Genomic DNA, 16935 nt, shown 5'->3' on the forward strand with positions numbered 1-16935 from the left:
TGGACTCCAGAGGGGCTCATATGGCGTGCGCCATGAACTTAGGGCGAATTCAGGAGACTTCACCGGAATGTCCGCAGTCGGAGACTGTTCGTGACCACGAAGACCGACGAGAAGGCCATGGCGGCTCCGGCGATCATCGGGTTCAGCAGACCGGCGGCGGCGAGCGGCAGCGCGGCCACGTTGTAGCCGAAGGCCCACCCGAGGTTGCCCTTGATCGTGGCCAGCGTCCGCCGGGACAGCCGGATCGCGTCCGCCGCCACCCGCAGGTCGCCGCGGACCAGCGTCAGATCGCCCGCCTCGATCGCCGCGTCCGTTCCGGTGCCCATGGCCAGGCCCAGGTCGGCGGTGGCGAGCGCGGCCGCGTCGTTGACACCGTCACCCACCATGGCGACGACCCGTCCCTCGGCCTGCAACCGCCGTACGGCGTCGACCTTGTCCTCGGGCAGGACCTCCGCCACCACCTGGTCGATCCCCACGGTCTTCGCCACCGCCTCGGCCACCGCCCGGTTGTCCCCGGTCAGCAGCACCGGCGTGAGGCCCAGCGCGCGCAGCTCGCGCACCGCCTCGGCACTGGTCTCCTTGACCGCGTCGGCCACGGCCAGGACGGCCCGCGCGGTCCCGTCCCAGCCGGCCAGGACGGCCGTCCGTCCGGCCCGCTCGGCCTCGTCCCGCTTCCGGGATAGCTCCGGCGGCACGTCGTCGAAGAGCCGCCCGACGGTGACCGCACGGCCCTCCACCCGTCCGCGCACGCCCCGCCCGGGGACGTTCTCGAACTCCTCGACCTCCGGGAGTCGTCCGGCCCTCTCCTCGGCGCCCAGCGCGATCGCACGGGCCACGGGGTGCTCGGAGGCGTGCTCGACGGCTCCCGCCAGCCGCAGCACCTGCTTCTCGTCGGTGCCCTCGGCGACGTACACCTCCTGGAGGGCCATCCGGCCCGTGGTGACCGTGCCCGTCTTGTCCAGGACGATCGTGTCGATCCTGCGCGTCGACTCGAGCACCTCGGGGCCCTTGATGAGGATGCCGAGCTGGGCGCCGCGGCCCGTGCCGACCATCAGGGCGGTCGGGGTGGCCAGGCCCAGCGCGCAGGGGCAGGCGATGATCAGCACCGCGACACCGGCGGTGAACGCGGCGACGCCGTCGCCGGTCAGCCCGAGCCACACCCCGGCCGTGGCGGCGGCGATCAGCAGGACCACCGGCACGAAGACCCCCGAGATCCGGTCGGCCAGCCGCTGCACCTCGGCCTTGCCGTTCTGCGCCTCCTCCACCAGCCTCGCCATCCGCGCGAGCTGTGTGTCGGCACCGACCCGGGTGGCCTCGACGACGATCCGGCCGCCGACGTTGACCGTGGCGCCCGTGACCGCGTCCCCCGTCGTCACGTCCACCGGCACCGACTCACCGGTCAGCATCGAGGCGTCCACCGCGGAGAGCCCCTCGACGACCGTGCCGTCGGTGGCGATCTTCTCGCCGGGCCGTACGACGAAGCGGTCGCCGACCGCCAGCCGCTGCGCCGGGATCCGCACCTCGCGGCCGTCCCGCAGCACGGCCACGTCCTTGGCGCCCAGCTCCATCAGCGCCCTGAGGGCCGCTCCGGCGCGGCGCTTGGAACGGGCCTCCAGGTAGCGGCCCAGCAGGATGAAGGCGGTGACGCCGGAGGCGACCTCCAGGTAGATCGACGAGGCGCCGTCGCCGCGCGAGACCGTGAACTCGAAGGGGTGCCGCATGCCCGGCATGCCGGCGTCGCCGAGGAACAGCGCCCACAGGGACCAGCCGAACGCCGCCAGCGTGCCGACGCAGACCAGGGTGTCCATGGTGGCGGCGCCGTGCCGCGCGTTCGTCCAGGCCGCCCGGTGGAACGGCAGCCCGCCCCAGACGACGACGGGTGCGGCGAGCGTGAGCGAGAGCCACTGCCAGTTGTCGAACTGCAGGGCCGGGACCATCGCCAGCAGGACGACGGGCAGGGCGAGGACGGCCGAGACGACGAGACGGCGGCGGAGGGCCGACAGCTCGGGATCCTCGTCCTCGTTGTCGTTTTCGGCGGTGGGCACTTCCTCGCGCGGCGGCTCGGGCTCCTCGGCGGTGTACCCGGTCTTCACCACGGTCGCGATCAGGTCGGCGACCTCGGTGCCCGCGGGGTAGGCGATCCGTGCCTTCTCCGTCGCGTAGTTCACCGTGGCGGTGACGCCGTCCATGCGGTTGAGCTTCTTCTCGACGCGGGCCGCGCAGGACGCGCAGGTCATCCCGCCGATGAGCAGCTCGACCTCGGCGAGGGCCGGCTCGCGGTCGGTCGGCACCTTGGCGGTGGTGCTGGTCATGCCGTGACTCCAGGAGATGCGGGGCGCCCGGATGAGCGGAACGGGCCGTACGGGCCGGGGGCGGCGGCGTACGGCCCGTACGGGGTGACGAGTGCCAGGTCCGAGGCGTCTCCGGCCTGGCGGGTCGTGTTCCTGGACTGCGCTCAGGCCTTGCCGGCCAGTTCGAATCCGGCCTCGTCGACGGCGGCGCGGACGGCCTCGTCGGCGAGCGGGCCGGCGGAGACGACGGTGACCTCGCCGGTGGAGGCGACGGCCGTCACCGAACTGACGCCCGAGATCTGGGAGATCTCGCCGGAGACGGCACCCTCGCAGTGTCCGCAGCTCATACCGGTCACCTTGTAGACGGTGGTGACGGGGCCCGTGGTGTCGGTCTGGGCGGTCATGTCGTTACTCCTCGTGGAGGCGTGTGGGGCGGTGGGGACCTCTGGGAGTCCACACACTCCTACTGTACCCCCAGGGGGTATTAATCCACGACGCCCCCGGCCAGTGGTCTCAGGTACCGCGACAGGGCGACCTTCAGCTCCTCGACGTACGCCTCCCGCTCGGCACCCTCATGGGCCAGGATCAGCTCAAGGCCCGCCTTGTAGATGCCGACGCACATCTGGGCGGTGCGGGTGATCGTCTCCGCGGGGGCGTCGGGCGCGAACGGCGCGAGGGACCTCTCGACCCGGGCGGCCAGGTTGGCGTGCAGCGCGTCGTGTTCCTCGGCGATCCGCCCGGGGATGTCGGGGCCGTGCATCAACGCGAAGAAGGCCGGGTGGTGGCAGCTGAACTCGATGAAGCGGTCCACGGTCCTGGCGATCACCTCCTCGAGCGGCGTCACCGTGGGGTCGATCGGGGTCAGGACCTCGTCGTGCGACTGCCGCATCTCGTGCATCAGCCGCGTGCCCAGTTCGATCGCGATCGCTTCCTTGTTCGGGAAGAACTGGTACAGCGTCCCCGGTGACACTCCTGCCTCGCGGGCGATGGCGTTGGTGCTGGCGGCGGTGTAGCCGCTCGTGGAGAAGACCGTGGCGGCCGCTTCGAGCAGCTGGGCGATGCGGCGTTCGCCGCGCGCCTGGCGGCGGCGCGGTCGCTCCTCCTCCGCGGTGGCCGCCTCAGTTGACTTGTCGGACTTCTCGGACACCCGTCATCCCCAGGTCTCGAACGCGATTGACAAACACGAGTGCCCGCTCGCATTCTGGAGTCGCAAGAATGCGAGCGATCTCTCGTGTTTGCCAGTTTATGGCAGCCCCGTGCTGTCAGGCTGCGCCTGGACACGGGTCACGGTGAAGGGGACACCGCACGATGACCGAAGTCAACACAGCTCCGCGCGTCGGAGGCTGGACCCGTTTCGTCACCGCCCGGCCCAGGCTGTCGCTGCTGGTGGCGCTGGTGCTCACCGCCCTCGCGGTGCTGGCCGGCGGCGGCGTCGCCGACCGGCTCGGCGCCGGCGGCTGGGAGGACCCGGCAGCCGAGTCCACCTACGCGACGAAGGCCCTGGAGCGCGAGTTCCCTGACTCCCAGCCCAACCTGCTGCTCCTGGTCGACGCCGGCGACGCCTCGGTCGACGATCCGGCCGTCGCCGCCGAGGCCAGGCGGCTCGCGGAGCGGCTGGCGAGCGAGCGGGGCGTCACCGGCGTCGGCTCCTACTGGCAGTCCGGCACCCCGGCCCTGCGCGCCGAGGACGGCCGGGAGGCGCTGATAGCAGCCCGCGTCACGGGCGAGGAGAAGACCGCGGGGGAGACCCTGCAACGCATCGCGCCCCACTACCGCGGCACGCACGGCCCGGTCGAGGTCGGTGTCGGCGGCCCGGTCGCCGTGCGGCACGAGATGCAGACGGTCATCCAGGAGGACCTGACCCGGGCGGAACTCATCGCCCTGCCCGTGACGCTCGTGCTGCTGGTCATGGTCTTCGGCAGCGCCGTCGCGGCCCTGCTGCCGCTCGGCATCGGCATCGTCGCGATCCTCGGGACGAACGCGATCCTGCGCGGCCTGACCGAACTGACCGACGTGTCCGTGTTCGCCATCAACCTCACCACGGCCCTCGGCCTCGGCCTCGCCATCGACTACGCGCTGTTCATCGTCCGCCGCTTCCGCGAGGAACTCTCCACCGGCGCCGAGACCTTGACGGCGATCGGCACGACCCTGCGCACAGCCGGCCGCACCGTGCTGTTCTCCGCGCTCACGGTCGCGGTGTCCCTGGCGGCGATGCTGCTCTTCCCGCAGTACTTCCTGCGGTCCTTCGCCTACGCCGGGATCGCCGTCGTGCTGCTGGCCGCGGCGGCGGCGCTGATCCTGCTCCCGGCGGCACTGACGCTGCTGGGACACCGGGTCAATTCCCTGGACCTGCGCCGCCTGTTCCGGCGCGGGCGGCGGCCCGAACCCGCCGAGGAGGAGGGCAAGGCCTGGGCGCGCACGGCGAGGCTCGTCATGCGCCGGGCCCCGTTCTTCGCCCTCGGCACCACAGCCGTGCTCGTCCTGCTCGGACTGCCCTTCCTGGGCGTGAAGTTCGGCACCGCAGACGACCGCCAGCTGCCCTCCACCGCCGAGTCCCATGTCGTGCAGCAGCACATCCGGGAGGGCTTCCCGGGCAGCCCCGGTGACGGCCTCGAGGTGCTCGCCGAGGGCCGAGCCACCCAGGCGCAGTACGGCGCCTACAAGGAGCGCATCGCCGCGCTGCCCGATGTGCGGCGGGTCGACGGGCCGCTGGTCAAGGGCGACTCGGCGTACTTCACGGTGCTGCCGGAGGGCGAGGCGGTCGACGACCCGGCCCAGCGCCTCGTCGGCGAACTGCGCCGGGCCGAAGCTCCCTTCGACACCAAGGTGACCGGCACGGCGGCCGTCCTGGTCGACTCCAAGGACGCCATAGGGGAACGCCTGCCGCTCGCCGCCGTCTTCATCACGATCGTCACACTGCTCCTGGTCTTCCTCCTCACGGGCAGCGTGCTGATCCCGATCCAGGCGGTCGTGCTCAACGCGCTCAGTCTGACGGCCATGTTCGGCGCGGTCGTCTGGGTCTTCCAGGACGGCCACCTCTCCGGCCTCCTCGGATTCACCAGCCCCGGCTCCATCGAGACGACCCTCCCGGTCCTGATGTTCTGCGTGGCCTTCGGCCTGTCCATGGACTACGGCGTGTTCCTCCTCTCCCGCATCAAGGAGGAGTACGACCACACCGGAGACCACGACCAGGCCGTCCGTCACGGCCTGGCGCGCACCGGCGGGCTGATCACGGCGGCGGCGGTCATCCTGGCCGTGGTCATGGCCGCGATAGGCACCTCCCGCGTCACCAACACCAAGATGCTGGGCCTCGGCATCGCCCTCGCGGTCCTGATGGACGCGATGATCGTCCGCAGCCTCCTGGTCCCCGCCGTCATGCGCCTCACGGGCCGCGCCACCTGGTGGGCCCCAGTCCCCCTGCGCCGCTTCCACGAGCGGTTCGGCCTGAGCGAGGCCGACCGGGAAACGGCGGGTGAGGCGGAACCGGCCCGGGACAAGGTGGGAGCCTCACGCTGAAGCGCCGACGGCAGGGGCTAGCGTTCCCCGAGGCGCCCTGCCGGGTCGCCAGGACGCCCGGCGACCGGGACACGAACGGAAGGCGGGTACGGCATGCGGGCCGTGGTGATCGAGCGGTACGGGGAGCCGGCCGAGGTCCGGGAGGTCCCGGTGCCCGAACCCGTCGAGCACGGCGTGGTCGTGCGGGTGGAGGCCACGGGACTGTGCCGGAGCGACTGGCACGGCTGGCAGGGTCACGACCCTGACATCACGCTGCCGCACGTGCCCGGGCATGAACTCGCCGGTGTCGTTGAGGCGGTGGGCTCACGGGTGACGGGCTGGCGGGCCGGCGACCGGGTCACCGTGCCGTTCATCTGCGCCTGCGGCACCTGCCCGTCCTGCGCGGCGGGCGACCACCAGGTGTGCGAGCGCCAGACCCAGCCCGGCTTCACCCACTGCGGGTCCTTCGCCCAGTACGTGGCACTGGACCACGCCGACGTGAACCTCGTGGCGCTTCCCAGGGAGCTGTCCTTCGCGACGGCGGCCTCGCTCGGCTGCCGGTTCGCCACGGCGTACCGGGCGGTGGTGCAGCAGGGCCGGGTCGCGGCGGGGGAGTGGGTGGCGGTGCACGGGTGCGGTGGCGTCGGGCTCTCGGCGGTGATGATCGCGGCGGCGTCGGGCACGCGGGTCGTGGCCGTCGACGTCTCGGCCCAGGCCCTGGACCTGGCGCGGACGTTCGGGGCAGCCCACTGCCTGGACGCGACGTCCGTGCCCGACACCGCGGCCGCGGTCCGTGACCTCACCGGTGGTGGCGCCCACCTCTCCCTCGACGCCCTCGGCTCTGCCGCCACGTGCGCCGCCTCCGTGAACGGCCTGCGCCGCCGCGGTCGGCACGTCCAGGTGGGCCTGCTGCCCTCGCCGTCCGGCACGACCCCCGTACCGATGGCCCGCGCGATCGCCCTGGAGCTCGAACTCCTCGGCAGTCACGGCATGGCGGCGCACAGCTACCCGCCGATGCTGGAGCTCGCCCGCAGCGGCGTACTGCGCCCCGACCTGCTGGTGACGTCCACGATCCCGCTCGACGCGGCCCCGGCCGCACTGGCGGCGATGGGGGAAGCGCCGGGGGCGGGCGTGACGGTCATCGAGCCTTGGAGCTGACACCGGAAGAGGACGGAGACGGCGGTCAGTCGCTTCTTCGGTTGCGGTTGCCGGGCCTGGAGGCCACCCACGCCCGGACCGTGTCGGCGTACCAGTAGGGCTTGCCGCCCTCGACGTGGTCGGGCGGGGGCAGCAGCCCGTGCTTGCGGTAGGACCGCACGGTGTCCGGCTGCACCCGGATGTGTGCGGCGATGTCCTTGTAGGACCACAGCCTTCGGTCGGTCATGACGTGCACCTCCCCGCGCGCACCACGGCGGCGGCCGGGGATGGCCACCCGGGGGGTCCGGGCGCTGCGCTGGCGATCAACAAGCCTGTGTCCGGTCAACGAGGCTCGGTCATACAGGGCAGGGCCTGTGCGCCAGGTGTGACGAAAGCTCTGCTCGCCCAGGACACCTGTGACAAGAAGAGGGCGTTTGTGACACAGCCGCCGCAGAGGCGTGCGCAGGGGCGTCGGCGCGGCGGCTTGACGCGGTGCCCGGACTGCCGCGCGGCAGCCGGCTGGAGAGGCGGAACGCGGAGTAGCGCCGAAGACTCGGAAGAGGAAGGCCCGCAAGGGAAGAGGAAGACCCGCAAGGGAAGGGGAAGACCCCCGAAGAAGGGGACACGGACCAGGTCGCACCGAAAGCGCTGTCATAATCTGGTCCGAATGTCCGGACAAAACATTGACAGGGCTTCGTGAAGGGGGCTACAAAGCCGGGGACAGCCGACACCGAGGGGAAGCCGATGGCGTACGACCTGATCACCATGGGGCGGATCGGGGTGGATCTGTATCCGCTCCAGACCGGCGTCCCACTGCCGCAGGTCACATCCTTCGGCAAGTTCCTCGGCGGCTCGGCGACGAACGTCGCGGTCGCGGCGGCCCGCCTGGGGCGCCGGACCGCGGTGATCACACGGACCGGCGACGACCCCTTCGGCACGTACCTGCACGAGGCCCTGCGGGACTTCGGCGTGGACGACCGCTGGGTCACCCCGGTCCCCGGCCTGCCCACGCCGGTCACCTTCTGCGAGGTCTTCCCGCCGGACGACTTCCCGCTGTACTTCTACCGGCAGCCCAAGGCCCCCGACCTGGAGATCGACGCCCACGAGCTCGACCTCGACGCCGTCCGCGACGCCCGCGTCTTCTGGGTCACGGGCACCGGCCTGAGCGAGGAGCCGAGCCGTACGGCGACCCTCGCGGCCCTCGCGCACCGCGCCAAGTCCGGCACGACCGTCTTCGACCTCGACTGGCGCCCCATGTTCTGGACCGACCCGGACGCGGCCCGCCCCTTCTACGAGGAGGCCCTGCGCCACACCACCGTGGCCGTCGGCAACCTCGACGAGGTGGAGGTCGCCACCGGTGTCCGCGAACCGCACGCCGCCGCCCGCGCCCTCCTGGACGCCGGTGTCGAACTCGCCGTCGTCAAGCAGGGCCCCAAGGGAGTCCTGGCCGTGAACCGGGAGGGCGAGGCCGCCGAGGTCCCGCCGCTGCCCGTGAACGTCCACAACGGACTCGGCGCCGGTGACGCCTTCGGCGGCTCCCTCGTCCACGGGCTGCTGGCCGGCTGGGACCTGGAGAAGACCATGCGGCACGCCAATGCCGCCGGGGCGATCGTCGCCTCCCGCCTGGAGTGCTCGTCCGCGATGCCCACCCCGGACGAGATCGAGGCGGCCGTCACCGCGGGGGCCGTCAAGTGACCGTCGACGTCTGCGAACTCGTCCGCCTGCGCAGCCACCGCCCGGAGGCGATCGCCGAGGCCGCCGCCCGCCGGACCAGGCGGCCGCTGCTCAATACGAGCGGCCGTCTGATGATCGTCGCCGCCGACCACCCGGCCCGCGGCGCCCTCGGTGCCGGCGGCCGCAGCATGGCCATGGCCAACCGCGCCGACCTCCTCGAACGCCTCTGCCTGGCCCTGTCCCGGCCCGGCGTGGACGGCGTCCTCGCCACCGCCGACATCCTCGACGACCTGCTGCTGCTCGGCGCCCTCGACGGCAAGGTGGTCCTGGGCTCGATGAACCGCGGCGGCCTCCAGGGCGCCAGCTTCGAACTGGACGACCGCTTCACCGGGCACCGCCCCGAGGACATCGAGCGCCTCGGCTTCGACGCGGGCAAACTGCTCCTGCGCATCGACTACGACGACCCGGGCTCCCTCACCACGATGGAGTCCACCGCCCGAGCCATCGACGACATGGCCGCGCGCCGGCTCCCCGTCTTCGTCGAGCCGTTCATCAGCCGCCGCGACGAGCAGGGCCGGCTCCGCAACGACCTCTCCGCCGAGGCCGTCACCAAGTCCATCGCCATCGCCTCCGGCCTCGGCGGCAGTTCCGCGTACACCTGGCTGAAGGTCCCGGTCACCGACAACCCCGACGACATGGCCGAGGTCATGGCGACCTCCACGCTGCCCGCCGTGCTCCTCGGCGGGGAGGTCGGAGGCTCCGCCGAGGAACAGGCCGGGGCGTACGAGAAGTGGCGCGGCGCCCTGCAACTGCCCACCGTGCGCGGGCTGGTGGTCGGCCGTTCGCTGCTGTACCCGGCGGACGGAGACGTGGCCGCCGCCGTGGACACCGCCGTAGGACTGCTGTGAGGGCCGCCTCATGACCAGTGTGCGCACCGAAGACCAGGAGTTCCGTCCCCAGATCGCCTCCGGCGCGGAAGGCCGCTTTGCTTTGGCAGGAGCGAAGTGCGAGCGACAACTCCCCGCCCGCTACGGCCCCGCGCCGGAGGTCCCCCACGCGAGGCGCACGCGGCCTCTCCGTATGAACGTTCGTCGTGGCCGCCCCGTACCCGTGACCACCCAGAGGGAGGGATAACCGATGACCTCGACGACGAGGCTGACGGTCGCACAGGCGCTCGTGCGCTTCCTGTCGGCCCAGTACACCGAGCGCGACGGCGCACGGCAGCGGCTCATCGGAGCCACGTGGGGCATATTCGGCCACGGCAACGTCGCCGGCCTCGGCCAGGCGCTCCTGGAGTACACCGAGGAGATGCCGTACCACCAGGGCCGCAACGAGCAGGCCATGGTGCACGCGGCGGTCGGCTACGCCCGCCAGTCGGGCCGCCTGTCCACACACGCGGTGACGACCTCCATCGGCCCGGGCGCCACCAACCTCGTCACCGGCGCCGCCCTCGCCACCATCAACCACCTGCCGGTGCTGCTCCTGCCCGGCGACATCTTCGCCACCCGCCCCGCCGACCCGGTCCTGCAGCAGCTCGAAGTCCCGTATGCCGGTGACGTGTCGGTCAACGACTGCCTGCGCCCGGTCTCCAAGTACTTCGACCGGATCACCCGCCCCGAGGCCCTGATCCCCTCCGCGCTGAACGCCATGCGCGTGCTCACCGACCCCGTCGAGACCGGCGCCGTCACCCTGGCCCTGCCGCAGGACGTGCAGGCCGAGGCGTACGACTGGCCCGAGGACTTCTTCGCCGAGCGCACCTGGACCGTACGGCGCCCCGGCGCCGACCCGGCGGAACTCGTGGACGCGGTCAACATGATCCGGGCGGCGAAGCGGCCCCTGGTCATCGCGGGCGGCGGCGTCCACCACAGCCGAGCCGAGGAGGCGCTCGCCGAGTTCGCCGGGACCACCGGCATCCCGGTCGCCTCCACCCAGGCCGGCAAGGGCTCCCTGCGCCACGACCACCCCCAGGACGTCGGCGGCATCGGCCACACCGGCACGGCCACGGCGGACGAACTGGCCCGCACAGCCGACCTGGTGATCGGCGTCGGCACCCGCTACACCGACTTCACCACCGCCTCGGGCACGCTCTTCTCCAACCCGGACGTCCGGTTCCTGAACCTCAACGTCGCCCCCTTCGACGGCCACAAGCTCGCCGGCCGGCCGCTCATCGCGGACGCCCGCAGCGGCCTGGAGGAGCTGACCGAGAGGCTGCGGATGCACGGCCACCGGGTCGCGCCGTCCTACGCCACCGAGTACACCGAGGACAAGGAGCGCTGGGAGCAGCGCGTCGACGCCTGCTACGAGGTGGACGAACCGGATATCCGCCCCACCCAGCCGCAGGTCCTCGGCGTCCTGGACGCCCTCGTCGACGAGTCGGACATCCTCATCAACGCGGCCGGCTCCCTCCCCGGCGACCTGCACAAACTCTGGCGGACCCGGTCCCGCGACCAGTACCACCTGGAGTACGGCTACTCCTGCATGGGCTACGAGATCCCGGCCGCCATCGGCGTGAAGATGGCCGCCCCGGACCGGCCGGTGTGGGCCCTGGTCGGCGACGGCACGTACCTGATGATGCCCACGGAGATCGTGACGGCCGTACAGGAGGGCGTCGCGATCAAGCTCCTGATCATCCAGAACCACGGCTACGCGTCCATCGGCGGCCTGTCCGAGTCGGTGGGCGGCGAGCGGTTCGGCACCGCCTACCGCTACCCGGCCGAGGACGGCACCCACACCGGCCCGCCGCTGCCCGTGGACCTCGCCGCCAACGCGGCCAGCCTCGGCATGCGCGTGCTGCGCGCGAAGACCGTACGGGACCTGCGCGAGGCCCTCGCCGAGGCCCGGGCCGCCGACACTCCCACATGTGTCTACGTGGAGACCCAAACGGCAGACACAGTGTCGGGCGTGCCTCCCGCGCAGGCCTGGTGGGATGTACCCGTGGCCGAGACCGCGACACGGCCGTCCGCGGTCAAGGCACGTGAGCTGTACGAACGGCACGTCTCCACCCGACGCCGCCATCTGTGAAGGAGTTCCCGGCCATGACGAAGATCGTCAACCACTGGATCGGCGGCAAGACCGTCGAAGGCGCCTCGGGCACGCACGGACCGGTGACCGATCCGGCGACCGGCGCGGTGACGACGAAGGTCGCGTTCGCCTCGGTCGACGAGGTGGACGCCGCCGTCGCGGCGGCCAAGGAGGCCTTCGCCACCTGGGGTCAGTCCTCCCTGGCCCAGCGCACCTCGATCCTCTTCAAGTTCCGTGCCCTGCTCGACGCGCACCGCGACGAGATCGCCGAGCTGATCACCGCCGAGCACGGCAAGGTCCACTCCGACGCCCTCGGCGAGGTGGCCCGCGGCCTGGAGATCGTCGACCTGGCCTGCGGCATCAGCGTCCAGCTGAAGGGCGAGCTGTCCACGCAGGTCGCGAGCCGCGTCGACGTCTCGTCCATCCGCCAGCCGCTCGGCGTCGTGGCCGGCATCACGCCGTTCAACTTCCCGGCGATGGTGCCGATGTGGATGTTCCCCATCGCCATCGCCTGCGGCAACACCTTCGTGCTGAAGCCGTCCGAGAAGGACCCGTCGGCGTCCATCAGGATCGCCGAACTCCTCGCCGAGGCCGGCCTGCCCGACGGCGTCTTCAACGTCGTCCACGGCGACAAGGTGGCCGTCGACCGCCTCCTGGAGCACCCGGACGTCAAGGCCGTCTCCTTCGTCGGCTCGACCCCCATCGCCCGCTACATCCACACCACCGCCTCCGCCAACGGCAAGCGCGTCCAGGCGCTCGGCGGCGCCAAGAACCACATGCTGGTCCTCCCCGACGCCGACCTCGACGCGGCCGCCGACGCCGCCGTGTCCGCCGCCTACGGCTCCGCGGGCGAGCGCTGCATGGCCATCTCCGCGGTCGTCGCGGTCGGCGCGATCGGCGACGAACTCGTGCAGAAGATCCGCGAGCGCGCCGAGAAGATCAAGATCGGCCCCGGCAACGACCCGGCCTCCGAGATGGGCCCGCTCATCACCAAGGTCCATCGCGACAAGGTCGCCTCCTACGTCGAGGGCGCGGCGGCCGAGGGCTGCGAGGTCGTCCTGGACGGCACCGGCTACACCGTCGACGGCTTCGAGGACGGCCACTGGATCGGCATCTCGCTCCTCGACAAGGTGCCCACCTCCGCCAAGGCCTACCGGGACGAGATCTTCGGCCCGGTCCTGTGCGTGCTGCGCACCGAGACCTACGAGGAGGCCCTGGACCTGATCAACGCCTCACCGTTCGGCAACGGCACCGCGATCTTCACCCGGGACGGCGGAGCGGCCCGTCGCTTCCAGCTGGAGGTCGAGGCCGGCATGGTCGGCGTGAACGTCCCGATCCCGGTCCCCGTCGGCTACCACTCCTTCGGCGGCTGGAAGGACTCGCTCTTCGGCGACCACCACATCTACGGCAACGACGGCACGCACTTCTACACCCGCGGCAAGGTCGTCACCACCCGCTGGCCGGACCCGGCCGACGCCCCGGCGGGCGTGGACCTGGGCTTCCCGCGCAACCACTGAGGTTTCCTGAGGGGCGCCCGCAGTTTCTCGCAGGCGCCCTGAGCCCCGCGCCCCTAGGGGCGCGGGGAACTGCGCGACAAGCCCCCACGAGCCCGCACACGGCCGACCACGCCACCGCCCGAGCTCGCCGCCGTACACCACCCGCAGTACGCCGAAGACCCTCGTAGTCCCGTGGAAGGTCTCCCACCTCGGTCTCCGGTCGACAACTGTTCGACAGGTTCACCCCGTACCGTTGACGCATGGATCTTCGACTGCCCGGACTGAACGGGCTGCTGCGGAGGCCCCGGAGGCTCCTCGCCGCCGGGGCCGCCGTCGTCGTCCTCGCCGGCGCAGGCACGTGGACGGCCGTAGCCGACGACGAGACCGCCCCGGTCCACCGCACCGACCGGCTCCTCGACACAGCGGACGGCGTGCGCATCGACACCTCGTACTTCACCTCCGGTGGAGCCGGCCGCCGCCCCGCCGTCCTGCTCGGGCACGGTTTCGGCGGCAGCAAGAACGACGAGCGGCAGCAGGCCGAGAACCTCGCCCGGGACGGCTACGCGGTCCTGACCTGGTCGGCCCGCAGCTTCGGCAAGTCGACCGGGAAGATCGGGCTGAACGACCCGAAGGGCGAGGTCGCCGACGTCTCGAAGCTCCTCGACTGGCTGGCGAAGCAGCCCGAGGTCGAGCTCGACAAGCCCGGCGACCCCCGTGTCGGCATGGCCGGCGGCTCCTACGGCGGCGCCATCGCCCTGCTCACGGCGGGGCACGACCCGCGCGTCGACGCCATCGCCCCGGCGATCACCTACTGGAACCTCGCCGACGCGCTGTTCCCGAACGGCGTGTTCAAGAAGCTGTGGGCCGGCATCTTCGTCAACTCCGGTGGCGGCTGCGAGAAGTTCGAGCCCGCGCTGTGCCGGATGTACGAGCGGGTCGCCGAGTCGGGCACCCCCGACGCCGAGGCCCGCGAGCTGCTCCAGGAGCGTTCGCCGTCCGCGGTCGGCAAGGACATCAAGGTGCCCACGCTGCTGATGCAGGGCCAGTCCGACTCCCTCTTCCCGCTCGGCCAGGCCGACCAGGCCGCGAAGGCCATCCGCGCCAACGGCGCCCCGGTCGGCGTCGACTGGATCGCGGGCGGCCACGACGGCGGCGACATGGAGACGGGCCGCGTCCAGGGCCGCGTGACGTCCTGGTTCGACCGCTACCTGAAGCAGGACAAGGGCGTCGACACCGGCCCCGCCTTCCGCGTCACCCGCACCCTCGGCACGGGCTCCGGCGACGGCGAACCCCGCCTGACCGGCGTCACCTCGGACCGCTACCCCGGCCTGGAGAGCGAGCAGCGCTCCCTCGCCCTGGCCGGCCGCGAGCAGACCTTCGACAACCCGCCCGGTGCCAGCCCGCCCGGCGTCTCCGCCCTGCCCGGACTCGGCGGCGCCGGCGGCCTCAGCCAGCTCTCCACCCTCGGCATCGGCGTCTCCCTCGACTTCCCCGGCCAGTTCGCCGCGTTCGAGTCCGCGCCGCAGCGCGAGGACCTGCAGATCACCGGCTCGCCCACCGCCACCGTGCACGTGAAGTCCACCAGCGACGACGCCGTACTCTTCGCGAAGCTCTACGACGTCGGCCCCGGCGGCGGCGCCCAGCAGGTGCTGCCCTCCCAGCTCGTCACACCCATCCGGGTCGAAGGCGCCAAGGCCGGCAAGGACGTCACCCTCACCCTCCCGGCGATCGACCACGAGATCGACGACGGCCACCGGCTCCGCCTGGTCCTCGCCTCGACGGACCTGGGCTACGCCTCCCCGACGGCCCCGGCGACGTACACCGTCTCCCTCAAGGGCGACCTGAAGGTCCCCTCCGCTCTCGGCCAGCGCGACACCCAGGCCGGGCTGCCCGCCTGGGTGTGGTGGCTGCCGCTGGCCGGCGCGGGCATCGCACTCGCGCTGATCCTCACGGGCCGCCGCCGCACGGCCGCCCCCGCCCCGCCGGCCCCCGAGCTCGCCGAAGTCCCCCTCCAGATCACCGACCTGACCAAGCGCTACGCCAAGGCGTCCGACCGGTACGCCGTCAAGGACCTCTCCTTCCGGGTGGAGAAGGGCCAGGTGCTCGGCCTCCTCGGCCCCAACGGAGCAGGCAAGACCACCACCCTGCGCATGCTGATGGGCCTCATCAAGCCCGACGACGGCGAGATCCGCGTCTTCGGCCACGCCATCAGCCCCGGCGCCCCGGTCCTCTCCCGGGTCGGCGCCTTCGTCGAGGGCGCGGGCTTCCTGCCCCACCTGTCCGGCCGCGAGAACCTGGAGCTGTACTGGCGGGCCACCGGCCGCCCCGCCGAGGACGCCCACCTGGACGAGGCACTGGAGATCGCCGGCCTGGGCGACGCCCTCGCCCGCGCGGTCCGCACCTACTCCCAGGGCATGCGCCAGCGCCTCGCCATCGCGCAGGCCATGCTCGGCCTGCCGGACCTGCTCATCCTCGACGAACCGACCAACGGCCTCGACCCGCCCCAGATCCGCGAGATGCGCGAGGTGATGATCCGCTACGCCGCCGCCGGCCGCACGGTCATCGTCTCCAGCCACCTCCTCGCGGAGGTCGAGCAGACCTGCACCCACCTGGTCGTCATGGACCACGGGCAGCTCGTCCAGGCGGGTCCGGTCGAGGACATCGTCGGCTCGGGCGACACCCTCCTGGTCGGCACGGCCGCGCCCGTGGACGAACCGGTGCTGGAGAAGGTCACCGCCCTGCCGGGCGTCGCCTCGGCCGTGCGCGCCGACGAGGGCCTCCTCGTCCAGCTCGACGCCGACGGCACCCCGCAGCGCCTGGTCGCCGACCTCGTCCGACTGGACGTGGCGGTCACGTCGGTCGGCCCGCACCGCCGCCTGGAGGACGCCTTCCTCACCCTGATCGGAGCCGAAGCATGAGCAAGCTCGCCGAGCCGCCCGTCGAGGTCGCCGACGGCTACCGCGCGGGCCGCACCCTGCCCTTCCGCGTGGAGCTGGTCCGCCAGCTCAAGCGGCGCCGCACGATGGTCATGGGCGGCGTCCTGTTCGCCCTGCCGATCATCCTGCTCATCGCCTTCCAGGTCGGCGGCGACCCGGGTGGCAACAACAACCGCGTCAACCTCATGGACACGGCGACCGCGTCCGGAGCCAACTTCGCCGCCGTCAACCTCTTCTCCGGCGCCGGCTTCCTCCTCGTCATCCCCGTCGCCCTGTTCTGCGGCGACACGGTCGCCTCCGAGGCGAGCTGGTCCTCCCTGCGCTACCTGCTCGCGGCCCCCGTGCCCCGGGCCCGGCTGCTGTGGTCCAAGCTCGCCGTCGGGCTCACGCTGAGCCTGGCCGCCCTGGTCCTGCTGCCCGTCGTCGCCCTGATCGTCGGCACGGCCGCCTACGGCTGGGGCCCGCTCCAGCTGCCCACCGGTGGCACCCTGCCCACCGGCACGGCGGCCCAGCGCCTGCTGATCGTCGTCGCGTACATCATGGTGTCCCAACTGGTCACCGCCGCACTCGCGTTCTGGCTGTCGACCCGGACCGACGCCCCGCTCGGCGCGGTCGGCGGCGCGGTGTTCCTCACCATCATCGGCAGCGTCCTCGACGAGGTGACGGCCCTCGGCGACTGGCGCCACTTCCTGCCCGCGCACTGGCAGTACGCCTGGCTCGACGCCGTCCGGCCCCAGCTGGAGTGGTCGGACATGATCCAGGGCACGTCGATTTCCGTAACGTACGCGCTCGTGCTGTTCGCCCTGGCCTTCCGCGGTTTCGCCCGCAAGGACGTCGTCTCCTAGGTCAACGGAGGATCACCCCCCGGTCTCGACGGGCCGCCTC

At 72.1% G+C, this 16935-nt stretch carries 12 protein-coding genes and 1 pseudogene; 9 read left to right on the plus strand and 4 right to left on the minus strand.

Annotated elements, in window-relative coordinates; translation table 11 throughout:
* Window positions 1-59: 59 nt before the first annotated feature.
* The 3 genes from IE97_RS0112455 to IE97_RS0112465 all read right to left on the minus strand — a co-directional run bounded on the left by IE97_RS0112455 (window position 60) and on the right by IE97_RS0112465 (window position 3438).
* Window positions 60-2312 carry a heavy metal translocating P-type ATPase gene (locus tag IE97_RS0112455; RefSeq protein WP_030236826.1) on the minus strand — a complete coding sequence of 751 codons (2253 nt, stop codon included), beginning with the start codon at window positions 2310-2312 and terminating at the stop codon, window positions 60-62.
* A 143-nt stretch (window positions 2313-2455) separates the two neighbouring features.
* Window positions 2456-2695: a heavy-metal-associated domain-containing protein gene (locus IE97_RS0112460; protein ID WP_030236828.1), complete on the minus strand. Its 240-nt coding sequence runs from the start codon at window positions 2693-2695 to the stop codon at window positions 2456-2458.
* A gap of 80 nt (window positions 2696-2775) precedes the next feature.
* Window positions 2776-3438: a TetR family transcriptional regulator gene (locus tag IE97_RS0112465; protein WP_030236831.1), complete on the minus strand. Its 663-nt coding sequence runs from the start codon at window positions 3436-3438 to the stop codon at window positions 2776-2778.
* 161 nt (window positions 3439-3599) lie between these two features.
* On the opposite strand from IE97_RS0112465, the gene IE97_RS0112470 reads away from it, so the two are divergent.
* Together IE97_RS0112470 and IE97_RS0112475 are read left to right on the plus strand one after the other, a co-directional pair.
* The gene (locus IE97_RS0112470) at window positions 3600-5807 is read left to right on the plus strand and encodes an MMPL family transporter (protein ID WP_037844264.1); all 2208 of its coding nucleotides are present in this window, start codon (window positions 3600-3602) and stop codon (window positions 5805-5807) included.
* 93 nt (window positions 5808-5900) lie between these two features.
* Window positions 5901-6944 carry a zinc-dependent alcohol dehydrogenase family protein gene (locus IE97_RS0112475; RefSeq protein ID WP_030236837.1) on the plus strand — a complete coding sequence of 348 codons (1044 nt, stop codon included), beginning with the start codon at window positions 5901-5903 and terminating at the stop codon, window positions 6942-6944.
* 25 nt (window positions 6945-6969) lie between these two features.
* On the opposite strand, the gene IE97_RS0112480 is transcribed toward IE97_RS0112475, so the two are convergent.
* Window positions 6970-7170, minus strand: a complete 201-nt coding sequence (locus IE97_RS0112480; protein ID WP_030236841.1) for a helix-turn-helix transcriptional regulator — start codon at window positions 7168-7170, stop codon at window positions 6970-6972.
* A gap of 497 nt (window positions 7171-7667) precedes the next feature.
* Between IE97_RS0112480 and iolC the strand changes: the two genes are divergently transcribed.
* The 7 genes and pseudogenes from iolC (at window position 7668) to IE97_RS0112510 (ending at window position 16895) form a co-directional block, all read left to right on the plus strand.
* Window positions 7668-8618, plus strand: a complete 951-nt coding sequence (gene iolC, locus IE97_RS0112485; protein WP_030236846.1) for a 5-dehydro-2-deoxygluconokinase — start codon at window positions 7668-7670, stop codon at window positions 8616-8618.
* Window positions 8615-9505 (plus strand): Cgl0159 family (beta/alpha)8-fold protein, encoded by an 891-nt coding sequence (locus IE97_RS0112490; protein ID WP_030236850.1) that lies wholly within the window; start codon window positions 8615-8617, stop codon window positions 9503-9505. Before iolC ends, IE97_RS0112490 begins: the two co-directional genes overlap by 4 nt.
* A gap of 34 nt (window positions 9506-9539) precedes the next feature.
* A pseudogene (locus IE97_RS42880) lies at window positions 9540-9650 on the plus strand (5-deoxy-glucuronate isomerase); the annotation flags it as partial.
* A gap of 84 nt (window positions 9651-9734) precedes the next feature.
* Entirely contained in the window at window positions 9735-11618 is a 1884-nt protein-coding gene (iolD, locus tag IE97_RS0112495) for a 3D-(3,5/4)-trihydroxycyclohexane-1,2-dione acylhydrolase (decyclizing) (protein WP_030236853.1), read from the plus strand.
* Between the two features lie 14 nt (window positions 11619-11632).
* A complete protein-coding gene (gene mmsA, locus IE97_RS0112500) occupies window positions 11633-13135 on the plus strand; it encodes a CoA-acylating methylmalonate-semialdehyde dehydrogenase (RefSeq protein WP_030236855.1) in 1503 nt (500 codons plus the stop codon).
* Between the two features lie 239 nt (window positions 13136-13374).
* A complete protein-coding gene (locus IE97_RS0112505; RefSeq protein WP_030236857.1) occupies window positions 13375-16032 on the plus strand; it encodes a CocE/NonD family hydrolase in 2658 nt (885 codons plus the stop codon).
* The gene (locus IE97_RS0112510; protein ID WP_030236860.1) at window positions 16029-16895 is read left to right on the plus strand and encodes an ABC transporter permease; all 867 of its coding nucleotides are present in this window, start codon (window positions 16029-16031) and stop codon (window positions 16893-16895) included. The genes IE97_RS0112505 and IE97_RS0112510 overlap by 4 nt, the downstream gene beginning before the upstream one ends.
* Window positions 16896-16935: the final 40 nt, after the last annotated feature.

The sequence above is a fragment of the Streptomyces sp. NRRL S-455 genome (genome assembly GCF_000717875.1).
GTDB lineage: Bacteria > Actinomycetota > Actinomycetes > Streptomycetales > Streptomycetaceae > Streptomyces.

Coding starts and splice junctions, on each gene's coding strand:
- IE97_RS0112455 (WP_030236826.1), bottom strand. CDS start 2,312: ATGACCAGCACCACCGCCAAGGTGCCGACCGACCGCGAGCCGGCCCTC.
- IE97_RS0112460 (WP_030236828.1), bottom strand. CDS start 2,695: ATGACCGCCCAGACCGACACCACGGGCCCCGTCACCACCGTCTACAAG.
- IE97_RS0112470 (WP_037844264.1), top strand. CDS start 3,600: ATGACCGAAGTCAACACAGCTCCGCGCGTCGGAGGCTGGACCCGTTTC.
- IE97_RS0112475 (WP_030236837.1), top strand. CDS start 5,901: ATGCGGGCCGTGGTGATCGAGCGGTACGGGGAGCCGGCCGAGGTCCGG.
- IE97_RS0112480 (WP_030236841.1), bottom strand. CDS start 7,170: ATGACCGACCGAAGGCTGTGGTCCTACAAGGACATCGCCGCACACATC.
- iolC (WP_030236846.1), top strand. CDS start 7,668: ATGGCGTACGACCTGATCACCATGGGGCGGATCGGGGTGGATCTGTAT.
- iolD (WP_030236853.1), top strand. CDS start 9,735: ATGACCTCGACGACGAGGCTGACGGTCGCACAGGCGCTCGTGCGCTTC.
- mmsA (WP_030236855.1), top strand. CDS start 11,633: ATGACGAAGATCGTCAACCACTGGATCGGCGGCAAGACCGTCGAAGGC.
- IE97_RS0112505 (WP_030236857.1), top strand. CDS start 13,375: ATGGATCTTCGACTGCCCGGACTGAACGGGCTGCTGCGGAGGCCCCGG.
- IE97_RS0112510 (WP_030236860.1), top strand. CDS start 16,029: ATGAGCAAGCTCGCCGAGCCGCCCGTCGAGGTCGCCGACGGCTACCGC.